Annotated in this window: 16 protein-coding genes; 10 read left to right on the top strand and 6 right to left on the bottom strand. The window is 71.3% G+C overall.

Annotated elements, in window-relative coordinates:
• Window positions 1–59 precede the first annotated feature (59 nt).
• The 3 genes from IE263_RS18975 to nirD are packed head-to-tail and all read left to right on the top strand — an operon-like array spanning window position 60 to window position 4224.
• Complete coding sequence (locus tag IE263_RS18975; protein ID WP_189937956.1) at window positions 60–1271, top strand: NAD(P)/FAD-dependent oxidoreductase; 1212 nt, start codon at window positions 60–62, stop codon at window positions 1269–1271.
• Window positions 1271–3877, top strand: coding sequence for a nitrite reductase large subunit NirB (gene nirB, locus IE263_RS18970; protein ID WP_189937954.1), 2607 nt, complete (start codon window positions 1271–1273; stop codon window positions 3875–3877). The genes IE263_RS18975 and nirB overlap by 1 nt, the downstream gene beginning before the upstream one ends.
• The gene (gene nirD, locus IE263_RS18965; RefSeq protein WP_189937952.1) at window positions 3874–4224 is read left to right on the top strand and encodes a nitrite reductase small subunit NirD; all 351 of its coding nucleotides are present in this window, start codon (window positions 3874–3876) and stop codon (window positions 4222–4224) included. The genes nirB and nirD overlap by 4 nt, the downstream gene beginning before the upstream one ends.
• A gap of 340 nt (window positions 4225–4564) precedes the next feature.
• Here nirD and IE263_RS18960 read toward each other — a convergent pair whose 3' ends face one another.
• Together IE263_RS18960 and IE263_RS18955 are read right to left on the bottom strand one after the other, a co-directional pair.
• On the bottom strand, window positions 4565–6049 hold the full coding sequence (locus IE263_RS18960; RefSeq protein WP_189937950.1) for a sensor histidine kinase: 1485 nt from the start codon (window positions 6047–6049) through the stop codon (window positions 4565–4567).
• Window positions 6046–7086, bottom strand: a complete 1041-nt coding sequence (locus tag IE263_RS18955) for a response regulator transcription factor (protein ID WP_229911052.1) — start codon at window positions 7084–7086, stop codon at window positions 6046–6048. Before IE263_RS18955 ends, IE263_RS18960 begins: the two co-directional genes overlap by 4 nt.
• A 311-nt stretch (window positions 7087–7397) precedes the next feature.
• On the opposite strand from IE263_RS18955, the gene IE263_RS18950 reads away from it, so the two are divergent.
• Together IE263_RS18950 and IE263_RS18945 are read left to right on the top strand one after the other, a co-directional pair.
• Window positions 7398–8003: a carbonic anhydrase gene (locus IE263_RS18950; RefSeq protein WP_189937948.1), complete on the top strand. Its 606-nt coding sequence runs from the start codon at window positions 7398–7400 to the stop codon at window positions 8001–8003.
• Window positions 8000–10138, top strand: coding sequence for a SulP family inorganic anion transporter (locus tag IE263_RS18945; RefSeq protein ID WP_229911051.1), 2139 nt, complete (start codon window positions 8000–8002; stop codon window positions 10136–10138). Before IE263_RS18950 ends, IE263_RS18945 begins: the two co-directional genes overlap by 4 nt.
• 171 nt (window positions 10139–10309) lie before the next feature.
• Here the strand turns inward: IE263_RS18945 and IE263_RS18940 are convergent, their stop codons facing one another.
• Window positions 10310–11242 (bottom strand): oxidoreductase, encoded by a 933-nt coding sequence (locus IE263_RS18940; RefSeq protein ID WP_189937946.1) that lies wholly within the window; start codon window positions 11240–11242, stop codon window positions 10310–10312.
• A 173-nt stretch (window positions 11243–11415) separates the two neighbouring features.
• On the opposite strand from IE263_RS18940, the gene IE263_RS18935 reads away from it, so the two are divergent.
• From IE263_RS18935 to IE263_RS18920, 4 genes are all read left to right on the top strand, one after another.
• Window positions 11416–12576, top strand: a complete 1161-nt coding sequence (locus IE263_RS18935) for an alkaline phosphatase PhoX (protein ID WP_189937936.1) — start codon at window positions 11416–11418, stop codon at window positions 12574–12576.
• Window positions 12577–12775: 199 nt separating this feature from the next.
• Complete coding sequence (locus IE263_RS18930) at window positions 12776–13714, top strand: SMP-30/gluconolactonase/LRE family protein (protein WP_189938318.1); 939 nt, start codon at window positions 12776–12778, stop codon at window positions 13712–13714.
• Window positions 13715–13820: 106 nt separating this feature from the next.
• Window positions 13821–14288 carry a hypothetical protein gene (locus IE263_RS18925; RefSeq protein ID WP_189937934.1) on the top strand — a complete coding sequence of 156 codons (468 nt, stop codon included), beginning with the start codon at window positions 13821–13823 and terminating at the stop codon, window positions 14286–14288.
• Between the two features lie 103 nt (window positions 14289–14391).
• Entirely contained in the window at window positions 14392–14868 is a 477-nt protein-coding gene (locus IE263_RS18920) for an excalibur calcium-binding domain-containing protein (protein ID WP_189937932.1), read from the top strand.
• Between the two features lie 82 nt (window positions 14869–14950).
• On the opposite strand, the gene IE263_RS18915 is transcribed toward IE263_RS18920, so the two are convergent.
• The 3 genes from IE263_RS18915 to IE263_RS18905 all read right to left on the bottom strand — a co-directional run bounded on the left by IE263_RS18915 (window position 14951) and on the right by IE263_RS18905 (window position 18400).
• The gene (locus IE263_RS18915; protein WP_189937930.1) at window positions 14951–16612 is read right to left on the bottom strand and encodes a serine/threonine-protein kinase; all 1662 of its coding nucleotides are present in this window, start codon (window positions 16610–16612) and stop codon (window positions 14951–14953) included.
• A 250-nt stretch (window positions 16613–16862) separates the two neighbouring features.
• Entirely contained in the window at window positions 16863–17294 is a 432-nt protein-coding gene (locus IE263_RS18910; protein ID WP_189937929.1) for a hypothetical protein, read from the bottom strand.
• A 383-nt stretch (window positions 17295–17677) separates the two neighbouring features.
• Window positions 17678–18400: an SMI1/KNR4 family protein gene (locus IE263_RS18905; RefSeq protein ID WP_189937927.1), complete on the bottom strand. Its 723-nt coding sequence runs from the start codon at window positions 18398–18400 to the stop codon at window positions 17678–17680.
• 230 nt (window positions 18401–18630) lie between these two features.
• Here IE263_RS18905 and IE263_RS18900 point away from each other — a divergent pair, with 230 nt between their 5' ends.
• Entirely contained in the window at window positions 18631–19146 is a 516-nt protein-coding gene (locus IE263_RS18900; RefSeq protein WP_189937925.1) for a DinB family protein, read from the top strand.
• Window positions 19147–19150 lie beyond the last annotated feature (4 nt).

Below are 19150 nucleotides of genomic sequence, written 5' to 3'. Positions count from 1 at the left end.
TCCTCGCGGGAAACAACCGTGATGCGGCCGGGTAACCTCCGCATCGCACGCTCGATGACATGACCTCGAATTCGCGTGTGGTGGTGATCGGCGCCGGCCTCGCGGGCGTACGGCTCGCCCGGCGGCTCGGTGAGCTCGGCACGCCCGCGGTACTGATCGGCGAGGAGGAGCACCTCCCGTACAACCGGGTCCTGCTCGCCGAGGTGCTGGCCGGGCGGTACGCCCCCGAGGTGATCGCGCTGCCCGCGCCCGCCGCGCTGGTCCGGGCCCGGGTCACCGGCATCGACCGCGACCGGCGGACCGTGGCCTGCGCGGACGGCTCGGAGATCGCATACGACACGCTGGTGCTGGCCACCGGATCCAACCCGGTGCTGCCGCCGCTGCGCGGCCTGTTCACGCCCGACCACGAGCTGCCGGAGGGCGTCCACGCGTTCCGGACCATGGACGACTGCCTGGGCCTGTCCAAGGCGGTCCGGCCGGGTGTGCGGGCGGTCGTCATCGGCGGCGGGCTCCTCGGGGTCTCCGCCGCCCGCGCCCTCGCGGTGCGCGGCGCGCAGGTCGTCCTCGCCCAGCAGTCCGAGCGGCTCATGGAGCGTCAGCTCGACCCGGGGGCGTCCCGGCTCGTCCTGCGGCACCTGAAGGACCTCGGCGTCGAGGTGCACACCGAGTGCCGAGTGCGGGACGTGCGCTGCGTCGGCGGCGCGGTCCGCTCCGTCGAGATGGCGGACGGCTACGCCCTCGACGCCGACCTGGTGGTGCTGGCCTGCGGGGTCTCCCCCCGCGCCGGTCTCGCCAAGAACGCCGGGCTCGCCGTCCACAAGGGCGTCCTCGTCGACGACGAACTGCGCACCTCCGACCCGCACATCCGCGCGATCGGGGACTGTGCCCAGCACGACGGGAACGTGTACGGCCTCGCCGCCCCCGCCCTCGAACAGGCGGACGTGCTGGCCGAGGCGCTGACCGGGAACGCGAGCGCCCGGTACACCGGCACCCGTGCCCTGACCCGCCTCACGCTCAACGGACACTCCGCCTTCGACCTCGCCGCGTTCGGCGAGACGGAGGCACGCCCCGGTGACGACGTCGTGCAGCTCGCCGACGCCACCCGCGGCACCTACCGCAAGGTCGTCGTCCGCGACGACCGCCTGGTCGGCGGGGTCCTCGTCGGCGAACTCGGCACCGTCGGCGCGCTCGCCCGCGCCTGGGAGGGAGCAGAGCCGCTCCCCGACAACGGCCCTCTGCTCCACCTGCTCACCAATGATGGAGGCTCCTGATGACCGCCACCGGGGCGAACCCCACGATCGTGCTCGTCGGCCACGGCATGGTCGGCCAGCGCTTCCTCGAAGCGCTCGCCGAGCGCGGCCTGACCGCCACGCACCGCGTGGTCGTGCTGTGCGAGGAGCCGCGTCCGGCGTACGACCGTGTAGCGCTCACCTCGTACTTCTCGGGCAAGACGCCCGAGGACCTCTCCATGACCGACATGGAGTTCATCAAGGACCACGGCATCGAGCTGTACATCGGTGACCCGGCGGAGACCATCGACCGCGAGGCGAAGAAGGTGACCGCCCGCTCCGGGCTCGTCGTCGACTACGACGTCCTGGTCCTGGCCACCGGCTCGTACCCGTTCGTGCCGCCCGTCCCGAACAAGGACGCCCAGGGCTGTTTCGTCTACCGCACGATCGAGGACCTGCTCGCGATCGAGGAGTACGCGAAGACGAAGGCGACCACCGGTGCGGTGGTCGGCGGCGGTCTGCTGGGACTCGAGGCGGCGGGTGCGCTCAAGGGGCTCGGAGTCGAGGCGCACATCGTGGAGTTCGCTCCGCGCCTGATGCCCGTCCAGGTCGACGAGGGCGGTGGCGCCGCGCTGCTGCGCACCATCGAGGACATGGGCCTGTCCGTCCACACCGGCGTCGGCACGCAGGAGATCGTGGTCGACGAGTCCGGCGCGGTCACCGGAATGAAGCTGTCCGACGGTTCCGAACTGGCCACCGACATGGTGGTGTTCTCCGCCGGTGTCCGCCCCCGCGACCAGCTGGCCCGCGACTGCGGTCTGACGGTCGGTGAGCGCGGCGGCATCAGCGTCGACGAGCAGTGCCGGACGGTCTCGGACCCGCACGTCTTCGCGATCGGCGAGTGCGCGCTGGCCGCGGACGGCCGGGTGTACGGCCTGGTGGCCCCCGGTTACGAGCAGGCCGAGACCGCGGCCGCCACGATCGCCGCCGACGAGGCCGCCTTCACCGGCGCCGACCTGTCCACCAAGCTGAAGCTGCTCGGCGTGGACGTGGCGTCCTTCGGCGACGCGCACGGCGCCACGGAGGACTGCCTGGACGTCATCTACTCCGACTCCCGCGCCGGCCTGTACAAGAAGCTGGTCATCGGCCGCGACGGCACGCTGCTCGGCGGCATCCTGGTCGGTGACGCGGAGGCGTACGGCACGCTGAAGGCCTTCACCGGCTCGGTCCCGCCGGTCTCGCCCGAGTCGCTGGTGCTGCCGGCCGGCGCCGGAGCACCCGCCCAGCTCGGCCCGTCCGCGCTGCCGGACGAGGCGATCATCTGCTCCTGCAACAACGTCACCAAGGGCACGATCCGCGGCGCGGTCACCGACCACCAGTGCACGACCGTGCCCGAGGTGAAGAAGTGCACCAAGGCCGGTACGACGTGCGGCAGCTGCGTCAAGGTCCTCGGCCAGCTGATCAACGCCGAGCTGGAGGCCAGCGGCGTCGAGGTCGACAAGGGCCTGTGCGGCTGCTTCTCGCAGACCCGCGAGGAGCTGTACGAGATCGTCCTCGCCCTGCGCATCAACACCTACCAGGACCTGCTGGACCGCTACGGCCGCGAGAACGCCCGGGGCGGCGACGGCTGCGAGATCTGCAAGCCGGCGGTCGGCTCGATCATCGCCTCCCTCGCCCCGACGATCGGCGCGAGCGGCTACGTCCTGGACGGCGAGCAGGCCGCCTTGCAGGACAGCAACGACCACTTCCTCGCCAACCTGCAGAAGAACGGCTCGTACTCGGTCGTGCCGCGCATCCCCGGCGGTGAGGTCACCCCCGAGGGGCTGATCGTGATCGGCGAGATCGCCCGCGACTTCGGCCTCTACACGAAGATCACGGGCGGCCAGCGCATCGACATGTTCGGCGCGCGGGTGGAGCAGCTGCCGCTGATCTGGGCGCGGCTGGTGGACGCCGGCTTCGAGTCCGGGCACGCGTACGGCAAGGCGCTGCGCACGGTGAAGTCCTGCGTCGGCCAGACCTGGTGCCGCTACGGCGTCCAGGACTCCGTCCGCATGGCGATCGACCTGGAGCTGCGCTACCGGGGCTTGCGTTCCCCGCACAAGCTCAAGTCGGCGGTCTCCGGCTGCCAGCGCGAGTGCGCGGAGGCCCAGTCGAAGGACTTCGGCGTCATCGCCACCGCCAACGGCTGGAACCTGTACGTCGGCGGCAACGGCGGCGCCACCCCGCGCCACGCGGACCTGCTGGCGCAGGACCTGTCCGACGCCGAGCTGATCCGCCTGATCGACCGCTTCCTGATGTTCTACATCCGCACGGCGGACCGTCTGGAGCGCACGTCGACGTGGCTGGAGCGGATCCCCGGCGGCCTGGACCACGTACGGGACGTCGTCGTGGAGGACTCCCTCGGCATCTGCGAGGAGCTGGAGTCCCTGATGGCGGCCCATGTCGCGAACTACCGCGACGAGTGGGCGGAGACCATCAACGACCCGGAGAAGCTCTCCCGCTTCGTCTCCTTCGTGAACGCCCCCGACACCCCCGACCCGGTCGTCGGCTTCGTCCCCGAGCGCGACCAGATCAAGCCCGACCTGCCGCTGCTCTCCATCGGCATGCGACCCACGGAAGACGTCCTGGAAGGAACCGCCCAGCGATGACCCTGGCACCCGAGACGACCGACCTGAAGGTCCAGCTGAAGCTGGCGGACGACTGGTTCACGGTCTGCGACCTGCACCAGCTCGTCCCCGGCCGCGGCGTGGCCGCCCTGCTGCCCGACGGCCGCCAGGTCGCCCTGTTCCGCGACCGCAGGGGCGAGCTGTACGCCATCGACAACCGCGACCCCTTCGGCGGCGCGGCCGTTCTCTCCCGCGGCCTCACCGGCACCCACCAGGGCCGCCCCTTCGTCGCCTCCCCGCTCCTCAAGCAGCGCTTCGACCTGCGGAGCGGCCAGTGCCTGGACGACGAGACGGTGCTGATCACGACGTACGAGGTACGGACGGCCTGACGGCCCACGACCACCCGCCGCAGGGCGAGGCCCGGACACACCGGGCCTCGCCCTGCGGCGTCGTGTGGGCGTCGTGTGGGGGCTTCCTCGCGTACCTGGCCGGCCCCGCCGGTCCCTGAGACAGCGAAACCGTCGCGCGCTCGGGCTTCGCGTCCGGCCCCGGCCTGGCCGTCCCGGTCGTCACCGCACCTCTGACATGGGAGTTCGTCAAGACCGAGCGGCTGCGCCGGTGGTGGTACGCAGTCCCCGTCGTGCTGACCGTCGCCGCGCTGTCGCGGCCGGCGGGACGCGCGCCGGAACTCCGACGCGGCAGGCCCAGGGGCACCGGCAGCCTCTCGCCCTACGCCTGGCCCCGTGTCGCGGTCTGCAACGGTCTCGCCGGGCGCTGCGAGGGGGCGCCGGGGCCGGACCGGCCCACCGCGGGGAGGCGGATCACCGCGTCCAGGCCGCCGAGCGGGGCCCGGCGCAGGATCGCCTCGCCGCCGCTGGCGTGGGCGAGGCGCTGGACCAGGGCGAGGCCGAGGCCGGTGCCGCCCTTGGGGGCGTCCGGGGCGCGCCAGAAGCGGTCGAAGGCGCGGCGGCGCTGCTCCTCGGTCATACCGGGGCCCTCGTCCATGACGTGCAGCTCGACCCAGGCGGGGCCGGCCGGGCGGTGCGGGAAGCGGCGTTCGTGGGGGGAGTGCCGGCGCGGGTCGATGGAGACGGTGGAGCCGGGGGGTGACACGCGCAGGGCGTTGGAGAGCAGGTTGTCGAGGATCTGCTCGACGGCCCCGGGCACGGCCAGCACCTCACCGGTGAAGTCCCCGGCCAGCGCGAGGTGGACGCCGTACTGCTCGTACAGCGGCGTCCAGGCGCGGTGCCGTTCCGCGCACACCTGGTCCAGGGCGACCCGTTCCCGTACGGCGGCGCTCTCGTCGAGCCGGGCCATCGCGAGCAGCCCCTCGACCATCCGGGCCAGCCGGTCGGTCTCGGTCAGCGCGGCGGTGAGGGAACCGCGGGCATTCAGGGCGATGTCGCTCTCGAGGTTCTCCAGCCGTAGCCGCAGTGCGGCGAGCGGGGTCTTCAGCTGGTGCGAGGCCTCGCCGGCGAAGGCGCGCTGGGAGGCCAGGAGGTGTTCCAGCCGTGCGGCCGTGCGGTTGAAGGTCGCGGCGAGGCTGCGCACCTCCGGCGGCCCCTTGGTGATCGGCACCGGGGCGACGGTGCCGCCGACGGCCAACTCGTTCGTGGCGCGCTCCAGTTCACGGATGGGCCGACCGGTCCAGCGGGCGATGGCGAAGCCGAGGACGGCGACGGCCGCGAGCACCCCGAGCCCGCCGAGGACCAGCAACAGCCAGACGTGGTGGACCCGTTCGTGCACCATCCGGGTCGGCACGGTGATACGGACGGCACCCTGGTCCTCGGCACCGTGCCGCACCGGGGTGGCCACCGCCAGATACTCCACGCCGCCGATGGTCGAGGTGCGCACGTCCGCCGTCGCGATCCCGCGCAGCGCGGCGGCGATGCCCGGCCAGGACGCGAGCTCGCGCTCCTCCCGCTCGGACAGCGGGTGCGAACTGGCCAGCAGTGCCCCGGACCGGTCCACGATCAGCACCTTGCCGCCGATGCGCTCGGCGCAGTGGGCCGCCCGCTCGGGCAGGTCCCGCGCGGCACTTCCCGCCGAGATGGACAGCGAGGCGAACGCCGACACCGACTCCGCCTCGTCCTTCGCCGCGTTGGTCACCCGCTCCCGCTCGCCCCGCGAGTAGACGAAGCCGAGCGGGATCTCCAGACAGACCAGCACCAGGGCGGCGAGCGTGAGGTAACTGAGCAGCAGCCGACGGGTCATCGATACGCCGCCGGCTGCTGGTGGGACGGGTAGCCGCCGGGGGGATCGAACGCCGTGTGCGAGCCCGGCGCCGCGTACGTCGGCTGCGCGCCCGGGGCCGCGTACGTCGACTGCGGGCCCGGGGCCGCGTACGTCGGCTGCGCGCCCGGCGGAGCCGTCTGCACCGCCAGCCGGAATCCCACGCCGCGCAGCGTCTGGATCCACGCCGGGTTGCCCAACTTCCGCCGCAGCGTGGCGACATGCACGTCCAGCGTCTTCGTCGGCCCCTCGTAGTGCGGGTCCCACACCCGGTCGAGGATCTGCTGCCGCGAGTACACGGCCCCGGGGTCCTCGGTGAGCAGCGCGAGCAGCTCGAACTCCTTCGGCGTCAGCACCACGGCCTCGTCCCCCACCCACACCTGCCGGGTCCGCCGGTCGACCACCAGAGGACCGACGACGGCGCCCTCGGCGGCCTCGGGGGGCGGCGGTACGGGGTCGAAGGGGGCAGCGGGGGCGGGGACGGGGGGCGCGGGGGCGGCCGCCGTCGGTGCGGTGGTGAAGGGGGGCGCCGTGGTGAAGGAGGTGGTCGCGAAGGACGTGGTCGAGAAGGGCGCCGTGGTGGCGCCGCCGCCGGAGCCGCCGCCCGCGAAGACCTCTGCGCCGGACGGCTCCCCTGCGCCGTACTCCCCTCCCCCCGCCCCGCGCTGCGTCCGCCGCGTCACCGCACGCACCCGCGCCACCAGCTCCCGCATGCTGAACGGTTTCGCCAGATAGTCGTCGGCACCCAGCTCCAGGCCCAGGACCCGGTCGGCCTCCTCACCCCGCGCGCTGAGGATGATGATCGGGACGTCCGAGGTCTGCCGGATGCCACGGCAGACGTCGATGCCGTCCACGTCCGGCAACCCCAGGTCGAGCAGGACGACATCGCCGTACGGCCCTCTCAACCCCTCGTTGCCGGTGCGGACGTGATGCACCGTCAGCCCGAAGTGTCCGAGACCCTCGACGAGTGGCTCGGCGATCGTCTGGTCGTCCTCGATGAGCAGGACTCGTACGCCCATGCGTTCCCGTCTCTCCCGTGAACCGAATTCGCGTGTCCGTGGACCCGCCACGCTACAAGAGCGATCGAATAACGTCGCGCGGATCGCAGTCAATGTGATCAGCGGCTCAGCGCCGGACGAAAACTGTCCCATTTCTGTCGACGGTTTAGTGTTCCCCTAACCTTCGCTTGGCGGACGCCCCTTTACGGTGATGATCACCTGGTCGGAACTCCCCGCCGACCGGGTCTGACTTGGTCTGACCTGATCTGACCTGCAATAACCCTGCCCTGGCCTGCCCTGATCCGGCCTGGAAACCCCCACCGGGAGGAACCGTGAAGGCATTGCTGGACCGCGCCCGCTCGTTCAAGCGACGGGTGGACTTCGAAAGCGGCGAATACCGGAGGCTGGCCGAAGGCCAATATCCCGAGGCATTGTTCATCACCTGCTCGGACTCACGGGTGATACCCGCCCTGATCACAGGCGCACGGCCCGGTGAGATATTCGAGCTGCGCAATGCGGGCAATATCGTCCCGCCGCACGGCCGGCAGGGCGCCTCGGGCGAGGCGGCCACCATCGAGTACGCACTGGAGGTGCTCGGCGTTCAGGACATCGTGGTGTGCGGTCACTCCCACTGCGGTGCGATGGGCGCCCTCAAGTCCGGCGACGACCTGTCCGGCCTGCCCGGCGTGGACGCCTGGCTGCAACTGGCCCGCCCGAGGCTGGCCCCCGTCCTCGACGGCGTGATCGAGGACCCGCGCCTGCCGGACATCGCCCAGCTGAACGTCGTCAACCAGCTCGCCGTACTGCGGAACTACCCGGCGGCACGGCGCCGGCTCGACGAGGGACGGCTCCGGCTGCACGGCTGGTACTACGAGGTGGACACCGGCCAGGTGCACGAGCTGGACGAGGACGGCCACTTCCGGGTGCACGCGGCATGAGCGGCGCACACGCCCGGCACGCCCGGGGCCGGGGCGGCGCGGCACCGGGAACACAGGCGTCCGGACCCACCTTCCGGGAGGCCGGCGGGATACCGTTCCCGCCCCGGCCCCCGCAGGCCCCCACGGCCGCGCAGCGCCACCCCGCGTCCGACTACCCCGCGTCCGACTTCGCCGCCTCGGACTTCGCCGCCTCGGACTACGCCACCTCGGACTTCGCCACCTCGGGCTTCCCCGCACCGGACTTCCGCGCACCGGACTTCCTCGCACCGGAGTTCGACACCGCGCAGTCCCCCACCACACGGCCCCCCGCCGCGGAAGCCCCCACCTCGACGACCCCGAGGGTTCCGAGGATCCCGAGGCTTCCGAAGATTCCCAAGGCCGGTCAGGGCCCGGAGGGCTCGAAGGCCCCGAAGGGCGACCTGGCCACCGAGATCACCGCGTCCCTCGTCGTCTTCCTGGTCGCACTCCCCCTGTGCATCGGCGTGGCCGTCGCCTCCGGCGTCCCCGCCGAACTGGGCATCATCTCGGGCGTCATCGGCGGCCTGGTGGTGGGCGCGGCCCGCGGCAGCACCCTCCAGGTCAGCGGCCCCGCCGCCGGTCTCGCCGCGCTGGTCGCGGAGACAGTACTGGAGCACGGCGTGGCCATGCTCGGCGTGATCGTGCTCTTCTCCGGCCTCCTCCAGATCGTCCTCGGCCTGGTGAAGCTGGGCCGGTTCTTCCAGGCGATCTCCCTGGCCGTCGTCCAGGGCATGCTCGCCGGCATCGGCCTGCCGCTGATGTTCAGCCAGGCGTACCCGGCGATGGACGCGAAGGCCCCCGGCACCCCGATCGAGAACATGGCCGGCATCCCCGGCCTGCTCGCGGACACGTTCAGCAACCCGCAGACGCTGATCGCGGCGGGCCTCGGCATCGTCACGGTCGTCCTGAGCTTCCTGTGGAAGAAGGTGCCCGGCCCGATCAAGAAGGTCCCGGCGGCCCTGGTCGCCGTGGGCATCGGCATCGCGGTCGCCGCGCTGCCCGGCGTGGAGGTGAAGACCCTCCAGGTGGGCAACCTGCTCGCCTCCGTCGACGTACCGGGCCCGGAACAGTTCGCGGGCCTGGCGGACGCCGGGGTCATCACCGCGATCCTGACCTTCACCGTGATCGCCTCCGCGGAGTCCCTGTTCACCGCGGCCGCCGTGGACCGTATGCACGACGGCCCGCGCACCCGCTACAACCCCGAGCTCATCGCACAGGGCGCCGGCAACACCGTCGCCGGCCTGCTGGGCGCCCTGCCCATCACGGCGGTCGTGGCCCGCAGCTCGGCGAACGTCCAGGCGGGCGCCAAGACCCGGCTCTCCCGCACCCTGCACGGCCTGTGGCTGCTGGCCTTCGCGCTGCTGCTCCCCCAGGTGCTGGCCCTGATCCCCATCTCGGTCCTCGCGGGCGTACTGATCCACAGCGGCTGGAAGCTCTTCGCCCCCGAGGAGTTCCCGAAGATGTGGCGGCAGGACCGGGGCGAGTTCGTGGTCATGACGCTCACCACGCTGGTCATCGTGGCGACGGCCCTCCTGGAGGGCGTCCTCATCGGCCTCGCGGCGGGCATCGTGCTGGCCGCGGTGCGCATGTCGCAGACCGTCATCCGGCAGCACATCGAGGACGACACCGCGAAGGTGGTCATGGCCGGGAACGCCACGTTCCTGCGCCTGCCCCAGGTCATCGAGGCCCTGGAAGCCGCCGCCGAGGCCGGAAAGCCCCGCATCCGCCTCGACCTCACCGGCGTGACCCACCTCGACCACGCCTGCCGCAGCCAGGTGGAGGAGTTCACCGCCCAGCAACGCGGCAAGGGTCTGCGGGTGGAACTCCTGATGCCGGGCCCGGCGAAACAGCCGTCCCAGGACGCGAACCAGCCGCCCCGGGACACGGAACCGGCCTCCGACGGCCCCCGCCCGTCCTCCAGGCCCCTGCCCCGCCGCCCGGCCACCCCGTCCCCCTCCGCCGGCCCCGGCCCCACCGCCGAGTGGTTCTACCTGGACACCACACCGATGCCGGAGGACTTCGCGGAGAGGTACGCGGCGGAGTACGCCCCGGGCCATCCGCAGGGGTACGGGGGCGAGTACACCCCCGGTTACACCCAGGGATACGCCTCGCGCTGAGACACCCGAGACACCGAAGGCCGAGACGGTTCAAGATCGGTTCGTCCCATGGCCGGTACTTCCTGAGGCCCTCGTGGGTCACGCGCCCGTCGGTCACCCCGACGGGCGCGCGGCGTAGGTACGCGGTCCCGTACCGCCCGCTCCCCCACGCGACACGGGCCCTGCGAGCGGTCAGGACCCGAGGGCCTCGTAGGACACCCCGGTCAACTGCTCGGAGGCGGCCCAGAGCCGTTCCCCGGCCCGGTCGTCGAGGGTCCAGGGCGCCCGCCACGAGGAGGCGGGCGCCCCGCGCCACATCGCGAAGGACGGTCCGGTGAAGGAGTCCGGCGGTACGTCCGGCGCGGTCGCGGCGTACAGGACGGGCAGCGCGCCGGCCTCGGCGGACTGGGCGAAGAAGCGGTTGCCGATCTCCATGAACCGCTCGGCGCGCCGGCGCCCCTCGGCCCGCGGCCCGGCCGTCTGCAGGTTGGTGGCCGCGTACCCCGGGTGCGCGGCCACCGCGGCCACATCGGCCCCGGCCGCCGCCAGCCGCCGCGCGAGTTCGTGCGTGAAGAGCAGGTTGGCGGTCTTGGAACGGCCGTAGGCGGTCCAACGACGATATGCCCGCTCGCAGTTGAGGTCCCGGGGATCGATGTTCCCGAGCAGGTGGGCCATGCTGGAGACGGTCACCACGCGCGCACCGGGCGCGGCGAGCAGCGCGGGCAGCAGCAGCCCCGTGAGGGCGAAGTGCCCGAGGTGGTTCACCCCGAACTGCGTCTCGAACCCGTCGGCGGTCGTGCCGTACGGCAACGCCATCACGCCCGCGTTGTTGACGAGGAGGTCGAGCCGCTCGTACGACAGCGCGAACTCCCGCACGGAGGCGAGGTCCCCGAGGTCCAGTCGACGCAACTCGGTGTCGGAGCCCGGCACTTCACCGCCCAGCCGCTCGACGGCGGCACGCCCGCGAGCCTCACTGCGGCAGGCGAGGACGACCCGCGCCCCCTTCCGGGCCAGCTCCCGCGCGATGACGTACCCCAGACCGCTGTTGGCCCCGGTGACGACGGCGGTACGACCGCTCTGGTCGGGGATGTCGTACGTGCTCCAGCCGGACGCTCTCGACGACATGGCGTACTCCCTCCGCTGCTGTCTCCACCCTAGGACGCCTGGCCACCTGGCCCGCACTTCCCCGTCACTATGCGTGCACGATACGGCCACCCTGCGCTCCTAGCCTCCCGACCGCACCCCCCGCACCCCGCCGCCGACCGGCGGCGGGGCGGTCCAGCACCCCTGGAGCAAGAGTGGAACGTCGTACCCTCCTGCGTGCGGCCGTCATCGGCGGCTCGTCCGCCGTGCTCGGCGGAACCCTGTGGCGCGGCGCCGCGTACGCCGCGCCGGCGCAGCCCGGCACGAGCCCGTACGGGGCGCTCGGCGCACCCGACGCCAACGGCATCCGACTCCCCAGCGGTTTCACCAGCCGCGTGATCGCCCGTTCCGGCCAGACGGTCTCCGGAACGTCGTACACCTGGCACAACGCCCCCGACGGCGGCGCCTGTTACGCCGACGGCACGGGCTGGATCTACGTCTCCAACTCGGAGATCAACCCGTCCGGCGGCGCGAGCGCGGTGAAGTTCTCCTCGACCGGCGCGATCACCGGCGCGTACCGGATCCTCTCCAACACCCGCCAGAACTGCGCGGGCGGCAAGACCCCGTGGAACACCTGGCTGTCCTGCGAGGAGGTCTCCCTCGGCTACGTCTACGAGACGGACCCGTGGGGCACGAAGGCGGCGATCCGCCGGGACGCGATGGGCCGCTTCAAGCACGAGGCCGCGGCCGCCGACCCGGTGCGCAAGGTGATCTACCTGACCGAGGACGAGACGAACGGCCGCTTCTACCGCTTCGTGCCGACGACCTGGGGCGACCTGTCCTCCGGCACCCTGCAGGTCATGGTCGCCGGCTCCGGCACCTCCGGCTCCTTCACCTGGGCAAACGTCCCCGACCCGGACGGTTCCCCCACCACCACCCGCACCCAGGTGTCGGGTTCGAAGTCCTTCAACGGCGGCGAGGGCTGCCACTACGCCGACGACACGGTCTGGTTCACGACGAAGGGTGACAACCGGGTCTGGCAGCTCAACCTGACGAACAACACCTACGAGCTGGCGTACGACGACTCCCTGGTCACCTCCGGCACGGCACCCCTCACCGGAGTCGACAACATCACCGGCTCCGCCTCCGGCGACCTGTTCGTGGCGGAGGACGGCGGCAACATGGAGATCTGCGTGATCACCCCGACCGACGTCATCGCCCCCTTCCTCCGCATCGACGGCCAGTCGGGCTCGGAGATCACCGGCCCGGCGTTCTCCCCCGACGGCACCCGCCTGTACTTCTCCAGCCAGCGCGGCACGTCGGGCAGCTCGTCGGGCGGGATCACGTACGAGGTGAAGGGCCCGTTCCGGGCGTAGCAAGGCCGGCTCCGAGGGAGGCCGTCGCCGAGGGCGAGGCCGGACCGACAGGAATCCGACAGCGGAATTGAAAGGAACCTGACAGGCAAACGGAGGAACACGGTCGGACGGCGGCTCGTTACTCGCCAACGAAGTACAAGATGGAAGCAAGTCGAGCATGACGAGCCCGCCGCCCGACCCCACCCCCGGAGGCACCGACATGACCCCCGACCTGTCCCGCCGAACCGTCCTCGGCGGCACCCTGGCCGCCCTGACCCTGGCCGCCACGGCAGCCCCCGCCGAGGCCAGGTCCCAGTCCGGCACGGCGACCTGGCCCACGGTCTTCCCCCTCCCCGACGGCTGGCTCCCCGAGGGCATCACCATCGGCAGCAGGCCGTACGCCTACATGGGCTCCCGCGCCAACGGCGGCATCTACCGCACCGATCTGCGCACCGGTGAGGGCAAGGTGCTCCACGAGGGCGGCGCCGGCCTCGCCTCCATAGGCCTGAAGCTGGACGACGACGGCCTGCTGTACGTCTGCGGCGGCGCCGGCGGGACCGCGAAGATCATCGACTCCCGCTCGGGCAAGCTGCTCACCACCTACCAGCTCACGCAGAACACCGCCCCGTTCATCAACGACGTCGTCCTGCACCAGGACCGGGCCTGGTTCACCGACTCCCGCGACGACGTCCTCTACGGCGTCCCGCGCGGCCGCACCGGCGACATCCGCGCCCTCCCCCTCACCGGCGAGTGGGTGCAGGCGCCCGCCGGAACGAACAGCGCCAACGGCCTCGTCGCCACCCCCGACGGCCGCGGCCTGATCGTCGTCAACGCGGGCCAGTTGTACAACGTGAGCCTCAGGACCGGCCACGCCACCAGGATCACGCTGGCCGGCGCGACCGACGTGACCAACGGCGACGGTCTGGTCCGCATCGGCCGCACCCTCTACGTCGTACAGAACCGCCTGAACAAGGTCACCGTCTGGCACCTGGACCGCACGTCCACCACCGCCACCCTGACCCGCACGATCACCTCCCCCGACTTCGACGTCCCGACCACGGCGGCCCGCTACGGCAACCGCCTCTACCTGGTCAACGCCCGCTTCACGAGCCCGCAGACCCCGGAGACGACGTTCACGGGGGTGGCGGTACAGCTCTGACGAACAGGGGCGGGGCGGCCCACTGGTTCGACAAAGGGCCGCCCGCATCCCTCCCCCACCTGGCATGCTGACCCCATGCTGATGCTCACCACCTGCCGAAAGGCAGATGCCGCGTAACGGCCCCGGCGCCCTGCGCGCCCTCCGGACTCCTGTCACCCGCGTACGGGCGATGCCCCCTCCCCCACGCATCCCCGGCCTGTCCACCCGCACCACGCTGGCCATCCACCGCGCGGAACACGACTCGACCGGCTCCTACCACCTCTCCCCCGGCGCCACGCAACGCGCCCTGCGCCGCTACCGCGAGTTCCTGGCGACGCCCGGCCGACGCACCCTCTACCCCCGCACGGCGGTCTGCCCCGCCTGCCCCGGCTGCGGCCTGGACGACGTCCGCGAGGCACGGGACGTCCTGGAGGAGACGGTGCGTCACCTGCCCCCGAGTGCCCGGGCGGAACTGTCCCGCACCCTGAGAAGACTGGACCACCGCTACAGACTCCGCACCCTGCCGGACCCGAGGGCGGACCAGACGGCCCCCTGGTGGCACCGACGACTGGGAGAGGGCGCGGAGGGCTGGTGACCGGAACGAACACATGATCATCACAAATTAGCCATCCTTCCTCCACGCATCGATTTCCGGCCATACCCTCGTCCCCCACAAGCCACAGCCCTGGGGGGACACCATGACCAACCCGTACACCCACCCGTATCCCACCCCGCCCGCACCGCGCCCGGCCCCCAAGTGGGCGCGCAAGCGCTACGTCCTGCCCGCGTTGGCCTTCGCCCTGTTCCTGGGCGTGGGCATAGGCAGCAGCGACGAGAACACGACCACCGACGCGAAGCCGACGGCCGCCAAGCCGTCGGCCGCATCGCCGCAGCCGACGGTCACCGTGACCACCACGGCCACGGCGACGGCCGCTCCGGAACCGGCGGTCACGGTGACGGCGACGGCGACGAAGACCGTGAAGGTGACGAAGACGGTCACCGCGGCGGCCGCAGCGGAGGACGACAGCGGTTCCGGCGATTCCGGCAACTCCGCCGACGTGTACTACGGAAACTGCAGCGAGGCCCGAGCCGCCGGCGCGGCACCCGTGCATGCCGGGGATCCCGGCTACGGGCGCCACCTCGACCGGGACGGGGACGGCACGGGCTGCGAGTAGCGGCACTCCGAAAGGGCGGCACCCCCGTCGGGTGCCGCCCGGCCCACTGCGGGCTCAGCCCGCGCGAGCCCCGGATCGTCGGCTAGGCCGCCCGCCAGACCGTCATGTCCGCGGTCAGGAAGCTGATCCCCGGGGAGTCCCACAACGCGGTCGACTTCTGCTGGACCACGAGCAGCGCGATGTCTCCGTTGCGGTGCTTGACGCAGAACTCGCTGCCCGCCGCCGCAGCGGCCAGCGGGAAGCGGCGGGCCGTGGCGCCCCCCGCGAGGAGGCGACACTCGTCGAAGGTGGCTCCCGTGACGCCGAACAGCTGGGTGATCGTGCTGGTGTCGCTCTCCAGCGCGCAGCCGATCTCCTCGCAGACGAAGCGGATGTCGCCCTTGCGGTTGTCGAGCAGGACCCCGTCCTCGATGCGCAGTGAGTTCTTCTCGTCCAGCATTCGCTGGGCGTACGGCACGGCTTGTGGCGTCCTGGACTCGGTTGCGGAGGGGTGGGACGCATCCGGCTGCTGACCGTCGGACCCCGCCGCCGCGGACCCCGCCGCCGGGGCGGACCCCTCCGTCGGCGCGGATGCCGACGACCGTTCGGATGCTGTCGGACCGGGCGTCGAGGATGCCGCGGTGTCCCGGTCGCGGTCGCGGAGCCGGTCCCTCACCTCCGACACCGTCCACGCCAGGCCGGCGACCAGCACCCCACCCGCGGCCACGGCGGCGGCCGTGATCAACGCGGCGCGTCTTCGACGGGCCCGCCGGTCGACCTGGACCGCCGGATACGGATACGGCGGTGCGATCAACGGCAGCGTGTGCACCGGGGTGGGATCGGGCACCGGGGTGGGATCGGGCGCCGGGGCCGGAACCGTCACCTCCGGCCCCGCGACCTCCCGCCAGACGGTCGGCCCGGCGCCCGCGTCGGCCTCCGGGCCCAGCCGCTGCCGGCACCACTCGACGACCTCCGCCAGGGTGGCCCGCTCCTCCGGAGCGGCGGCCAGGCACCGTGCGATCAGAGGGCGCAGTTGCTCGGGCAGCTGGGACAGGTCGGGTTCCGAGTGCACGATTCGGTACAGGACGCCGTGCGAGGGGCCGCCCCCGTACAGCGGCTCGCCCAGTGCCGCGAACGCCGCTGTCTGGCCGAGCGCGAAGACGTCGGTCGCCGTCGTCACCTCACCCGCGGTCGCCTGCTCGGGAGCCATGAACTGGGGCGTGCCGACAGCGGCACCCGTGGCGGTGTGCGAGGTGACGTCGGAGGCCAGCGAGATGCCGAAGTCGATCACACGCGGCCCGTCGGCCGCCAGCAGCACGTTCGACGGCTTCAGGTCCCGGTGCACGATTCCCGCACCATGGATGGCCTGCAGCGCCTCGGCCACCCCCGCCATCAGCCACAGCACCGCCGGCACCGGCAGCGGTCCACGCCGGGCGACGGCCTCCGCCAGGGAGGGCCCGGGCACGTACAGCGTGGCCAGCCAGGGCGGCACGCCGTCCGCGTCGGCGTCGATCAGCTCGGCTGTGTACGCGCCCCGGACCCGCCGGGCCGCCTTGATCTCCCGGCCGAACCGCCGCCGGAAGTCCGGGTCGTCGGCCAGCTCCGGGCGTACCACCTTGATCGCCACCGGCCGGCCGCCCTGCGTGTGCGACAGGTAGACCCGTCCCATGCCCCCCGCGCCGAGCCGGGCCGCGAGACGGTAACCGGCCACCTGGGGCGGATCGTCCGCCTGCAGTGGCTGGAACACCTCAGTCGCGTTGTTCATCGGCCCTCGTTCCCCAGATCCCCTGATCCGCTGATCCCCTCCGTGATGCACTACGGCGTGATCGAGGGCCTCGTTCAGCATCTGCCCCAGAGAGCAAGGACTTCGATCCGAGCCCGCTCGGGCTGCTGCCCTCGGCTGGTGCGAGGATCCATGAATGCCAGACCGCCGCCAAGTCCCAGCCCGCTCCGCAGGCCGACTTGGTTTTGGACCGCCTGTGGCGGCTGAACGGGCGGACACGCAGGCAGGCGCGCTACTTCGATAGCTGTTCCGTCAGGTCCTTGACGAGACGCCAGTCGTCCCCGTTCCGCTCGAAGACGAACCGGTGGGACCCCACATAAGGCGTGGTTGGCTCCAGTCCCTTGCCATACGTGTCGGAAACGTACGGAGTGGTGATCTCATTGACGTCCACCGTGAATTTGGCGCCCTTCCTCTCCACCTCCGTCACGTCGGCTCTGGCGTCGGCCTGGTTCCAGACCTTGCCCCCCGGCGGGGCGTACTTCCGCCAGTACGCCTGAGGTGCATCCGCGCGCCGCTGGAAAACCTCCTCGGCAGCCTGCTCGAGAGACTTCTGTTCCGCCTCCTGCTCGGCCGCCGTGGCCTGGCTCTTCACCACCAGCCCGCCGGGCACCGCCACGAGCACCGCCGCAGCCGCGGCCAGCCCCACCTTGTGCTTCTTCTGCACCTTGCCCCCAACTCAAGACGCATCGACATATCGATGCAACGATCTGCCGGAGAGTAACAGCGATCAAACCCCTCGCCTAGGCAAATCCGCAGGCAGGAGGCTTGATCACGCAAGCGTGGCTATCCGAGACCACGTGAGGTCGGCGGAACGACTTTGGGCTGGAGCTTGTTTGGGGCGAGTGATCATGGCCCCGTAAGCTCCGGCGGAGGCAGGCCGCGCCGCAGAGGCGGCGCGCGCCCGCGCCGTGCGCGGGCACGTGATGAAGTAGGGAAAGTTCTGTCCCACTGGGATCAGACACGGGCGTCTGGGGTTTGTCCTGTCTCGGTTGATGGTTGACACTGCGGCTTCACCTGACGCTTGACACCGCTTGCCTCGGCTTGGGATCAGCAGACCCACGGCCCAGGGAGCTCTGCCCGAATGGTTTCGAGGTCGGCAGGTGTACGTCCACGCGCGTGAATCCAGGACTGGTCCTCGATGCCGTCCCGGCGCACCAGTCGGCCAGGAGCCGCATACCAGCGCACTGGTGAGTCGTCCGTGCTCGCCCACATCGGATGGTCAGGCAGGTCCACCCGCGCATAGCGAGCGTGGAGGCTCGGCACCAGCGCGTCCGGGAGCTCGCAGGCGTCGTAGAGGCTGTCCGCCCCGAAGAGCGACTCGCTCAGCACGAGTTCCACCCAGGCCAAGGACATTCGATCGAAGAAGGGAATCCAACCCTCGTGCGATTCCACCACCACCGGCGGATCCTCCTGCTCGATCTCGTCCAGCGGAATTCCCCAGAACGCGCAGTCCTGGTTCTCGCGCCGGAAGACCAGAACACCGTTCAAGGCCTCATCGACGTAGAGCCCAGTCGGCCGGACCAGAGGGTCCTGCTGTCGGGTCAGGTCGTCCCGCCGGCCGAAGAGCTCAAAACCCTCACGCAAGGCAGCCGGTAGCTCGAAGCCTAGATCAGCCTCCGCAGTCGCCAACTCGTCCTCGGCACAACCGTCTTCCCATCGCAGACGGCAACCCATCCATGCATCGGCGAACCAGCGCACGAAGTCCCAGGCCTGGGAGCGAGTTCGCACCCCGCCCCGCAGCACCACCGACAGGTCAGGGCCGTCCAGCATGCCGAGGACGCTACCGCCTCCCTCGACCACCCGACCGCGCGGGGAGGCATAAGCGGCCTGGACTCGTCATCGTTCACGCCTCGATTTGACCCACCGACGACATGAGATGCCTAGGGTCTGTCCGGCGGATCTTGCCAAGCTCTCGCTGAGCACAGCCGGTGCTGTGGCACTTGACGGTACTTCGATCAATTAAGTCGACACCCGTTCCGAACTGCGGGAAACTCCCCGCGATGCCTCAACGAACCGACACGCCTCCCGCGTGGGACGAGCGTACGCAGCTGGCCACCTTCCTGGACTACGCCCGTGACACCGCGCGAGCCAAGTGTGAGGGCGTGTCCGCCGAAGACGCTCGCAAGGGCCCACTCCCGAGTTCGCCGCTGATGACGGTGTGCGGGCTGATCAGCCATCTGCGGTGGGTCGAGTACTACTGGTTCCAAGTGATATTTCTGGGCGAGGAGCTTGCGGGGCCGCTCTCCGAGGCGACCGACGATGATCCCGATCCTGAGATGCGGACAGCAGTCGACATCCCGTTGCCCCAGCTTCTCGCCGAGTACGAGGAGCAGAGTGCCCGCTATCGTCGCCTGGTGTCCGACCACGAGCTGAACTCAACGGCCAAGCGTCCCATCAGCGACGGCCGCCACGTCGACCTCCGCTGGGTGATCCTCCACCTCATTGAGGAGACGTCCCGCCACAACGGCCACCTCGACGTCGTGCGTGAGCTCGTCGACGGGCGGACCGGCGCCTAAAGAC

Origin of the sequence: Streptomyces aurantiogriseus (assembly GCF_014649375.1) — a bacterium.
GTDB lineage: Bacteria > Actinomycetota > Actinomycetes > Streptomycetales > Streptomycetaceae > Streptomyces > Streptomyces aurantiogriseus.
Note: the sequence above shows the minus strand (reverse complement) of the source record. Positions and strands in the feature narration are given on the sequence as shown.

Excerpts from the sequence above, each read along its gene's own strand:
- IE263_RS18960 (WP_189937950.1), bottom strand. The coding sequence starts at position 6,049 with ATGACCCGTCGGCTGCTGCTCAGTTACCTCACGCTCGCCGCCCTGGTG.
- IE263_RS18905 (WP_189937927.1), bottom strand. The coding sequence starts at position 18,400 with ATGCTGGACGGCCCTGACCTGTCGGTGGTGCTGCGGGGCGGGGTGCGA.
- IE263_RS18930 (WP_189938318.1), top strand. The coding sequence starts at position 12,776 with ATGACCCCCGACCTGTCCCGCCGAACCGTCCTCGGCGGCACCCTGGCC.
- IE263_RS18920 (WP_189937932.1), top strand. The coding sequence starts at position 14,392 with ATGACCAACCCGTACACCCACCCGTATCCCACCCCGCCCGCACCGCGC.
- IE263_RS18940 (WP_189937946.1), bottom strand. The coding sequence starts at position 11,242 with ATGTCGTCGAGAGCGTCCGGCTGGAGCACGTACGACATCCCCGACCAG.
- IE263_RS18945 (WP_229911051.1), top strand. The coding sequence starts at position 8,000 with ATGAGCGGCGCACACGCCCGGCACGCCCGGGGCCGGGGCGGCGCGGCA.
- nirD (WP_189937952.1), top strand. The coding sequence starts at position 3,874 with ATGACCCTGGCACCCGAGACGACCGACCTGAAGGTCCAGCTGAAGCTG.
- IE263_RS18975 (WP_189937956.1), top strand. The coding sequence starts at position 60 with ATGACCTCGAATTCGCGTGTGGTGGTGATCGGCGCCGGCCTCGCGGGC.
- IE263_RS18955 (WP_229911052.1), bottom strand. The coding sequence starts at position 7,086 with ATGGGCGTACGAGTCCTGCTCATCGAGGACGACCAGACGATCGCCGAG.
- IE263_RS18900 (WP_189937925.1), top strand. The coding sequence starts at position 18,631 with ATGCCTCAACGAACCGACACGCCTCCCGCGTGGGACGAGCGTACGCAG.
- IE263_RS18915 (WP_189937930.1), bottom strand. The coding sequence starts at position 16,612 with ATGAACAACGCGACTGAGGTGTTCCAGCCACTGCAGGCGGACGATCCG.
- IE263_RS18925 (WP_189937934.1), top strand. The coding sequence starts at position 13,821 with ATGCCGCGTAACGGCCCCGGCGCCCTGCGCGCCCTCCGGACTCCTGTC.
- nirB (WP_189937954.1), top strand. The coding sequence starts at position 1,271 with ATGACCGCCACCGGGGCGAACCCCACGATCGTGCTCGTCGGCCACGGC.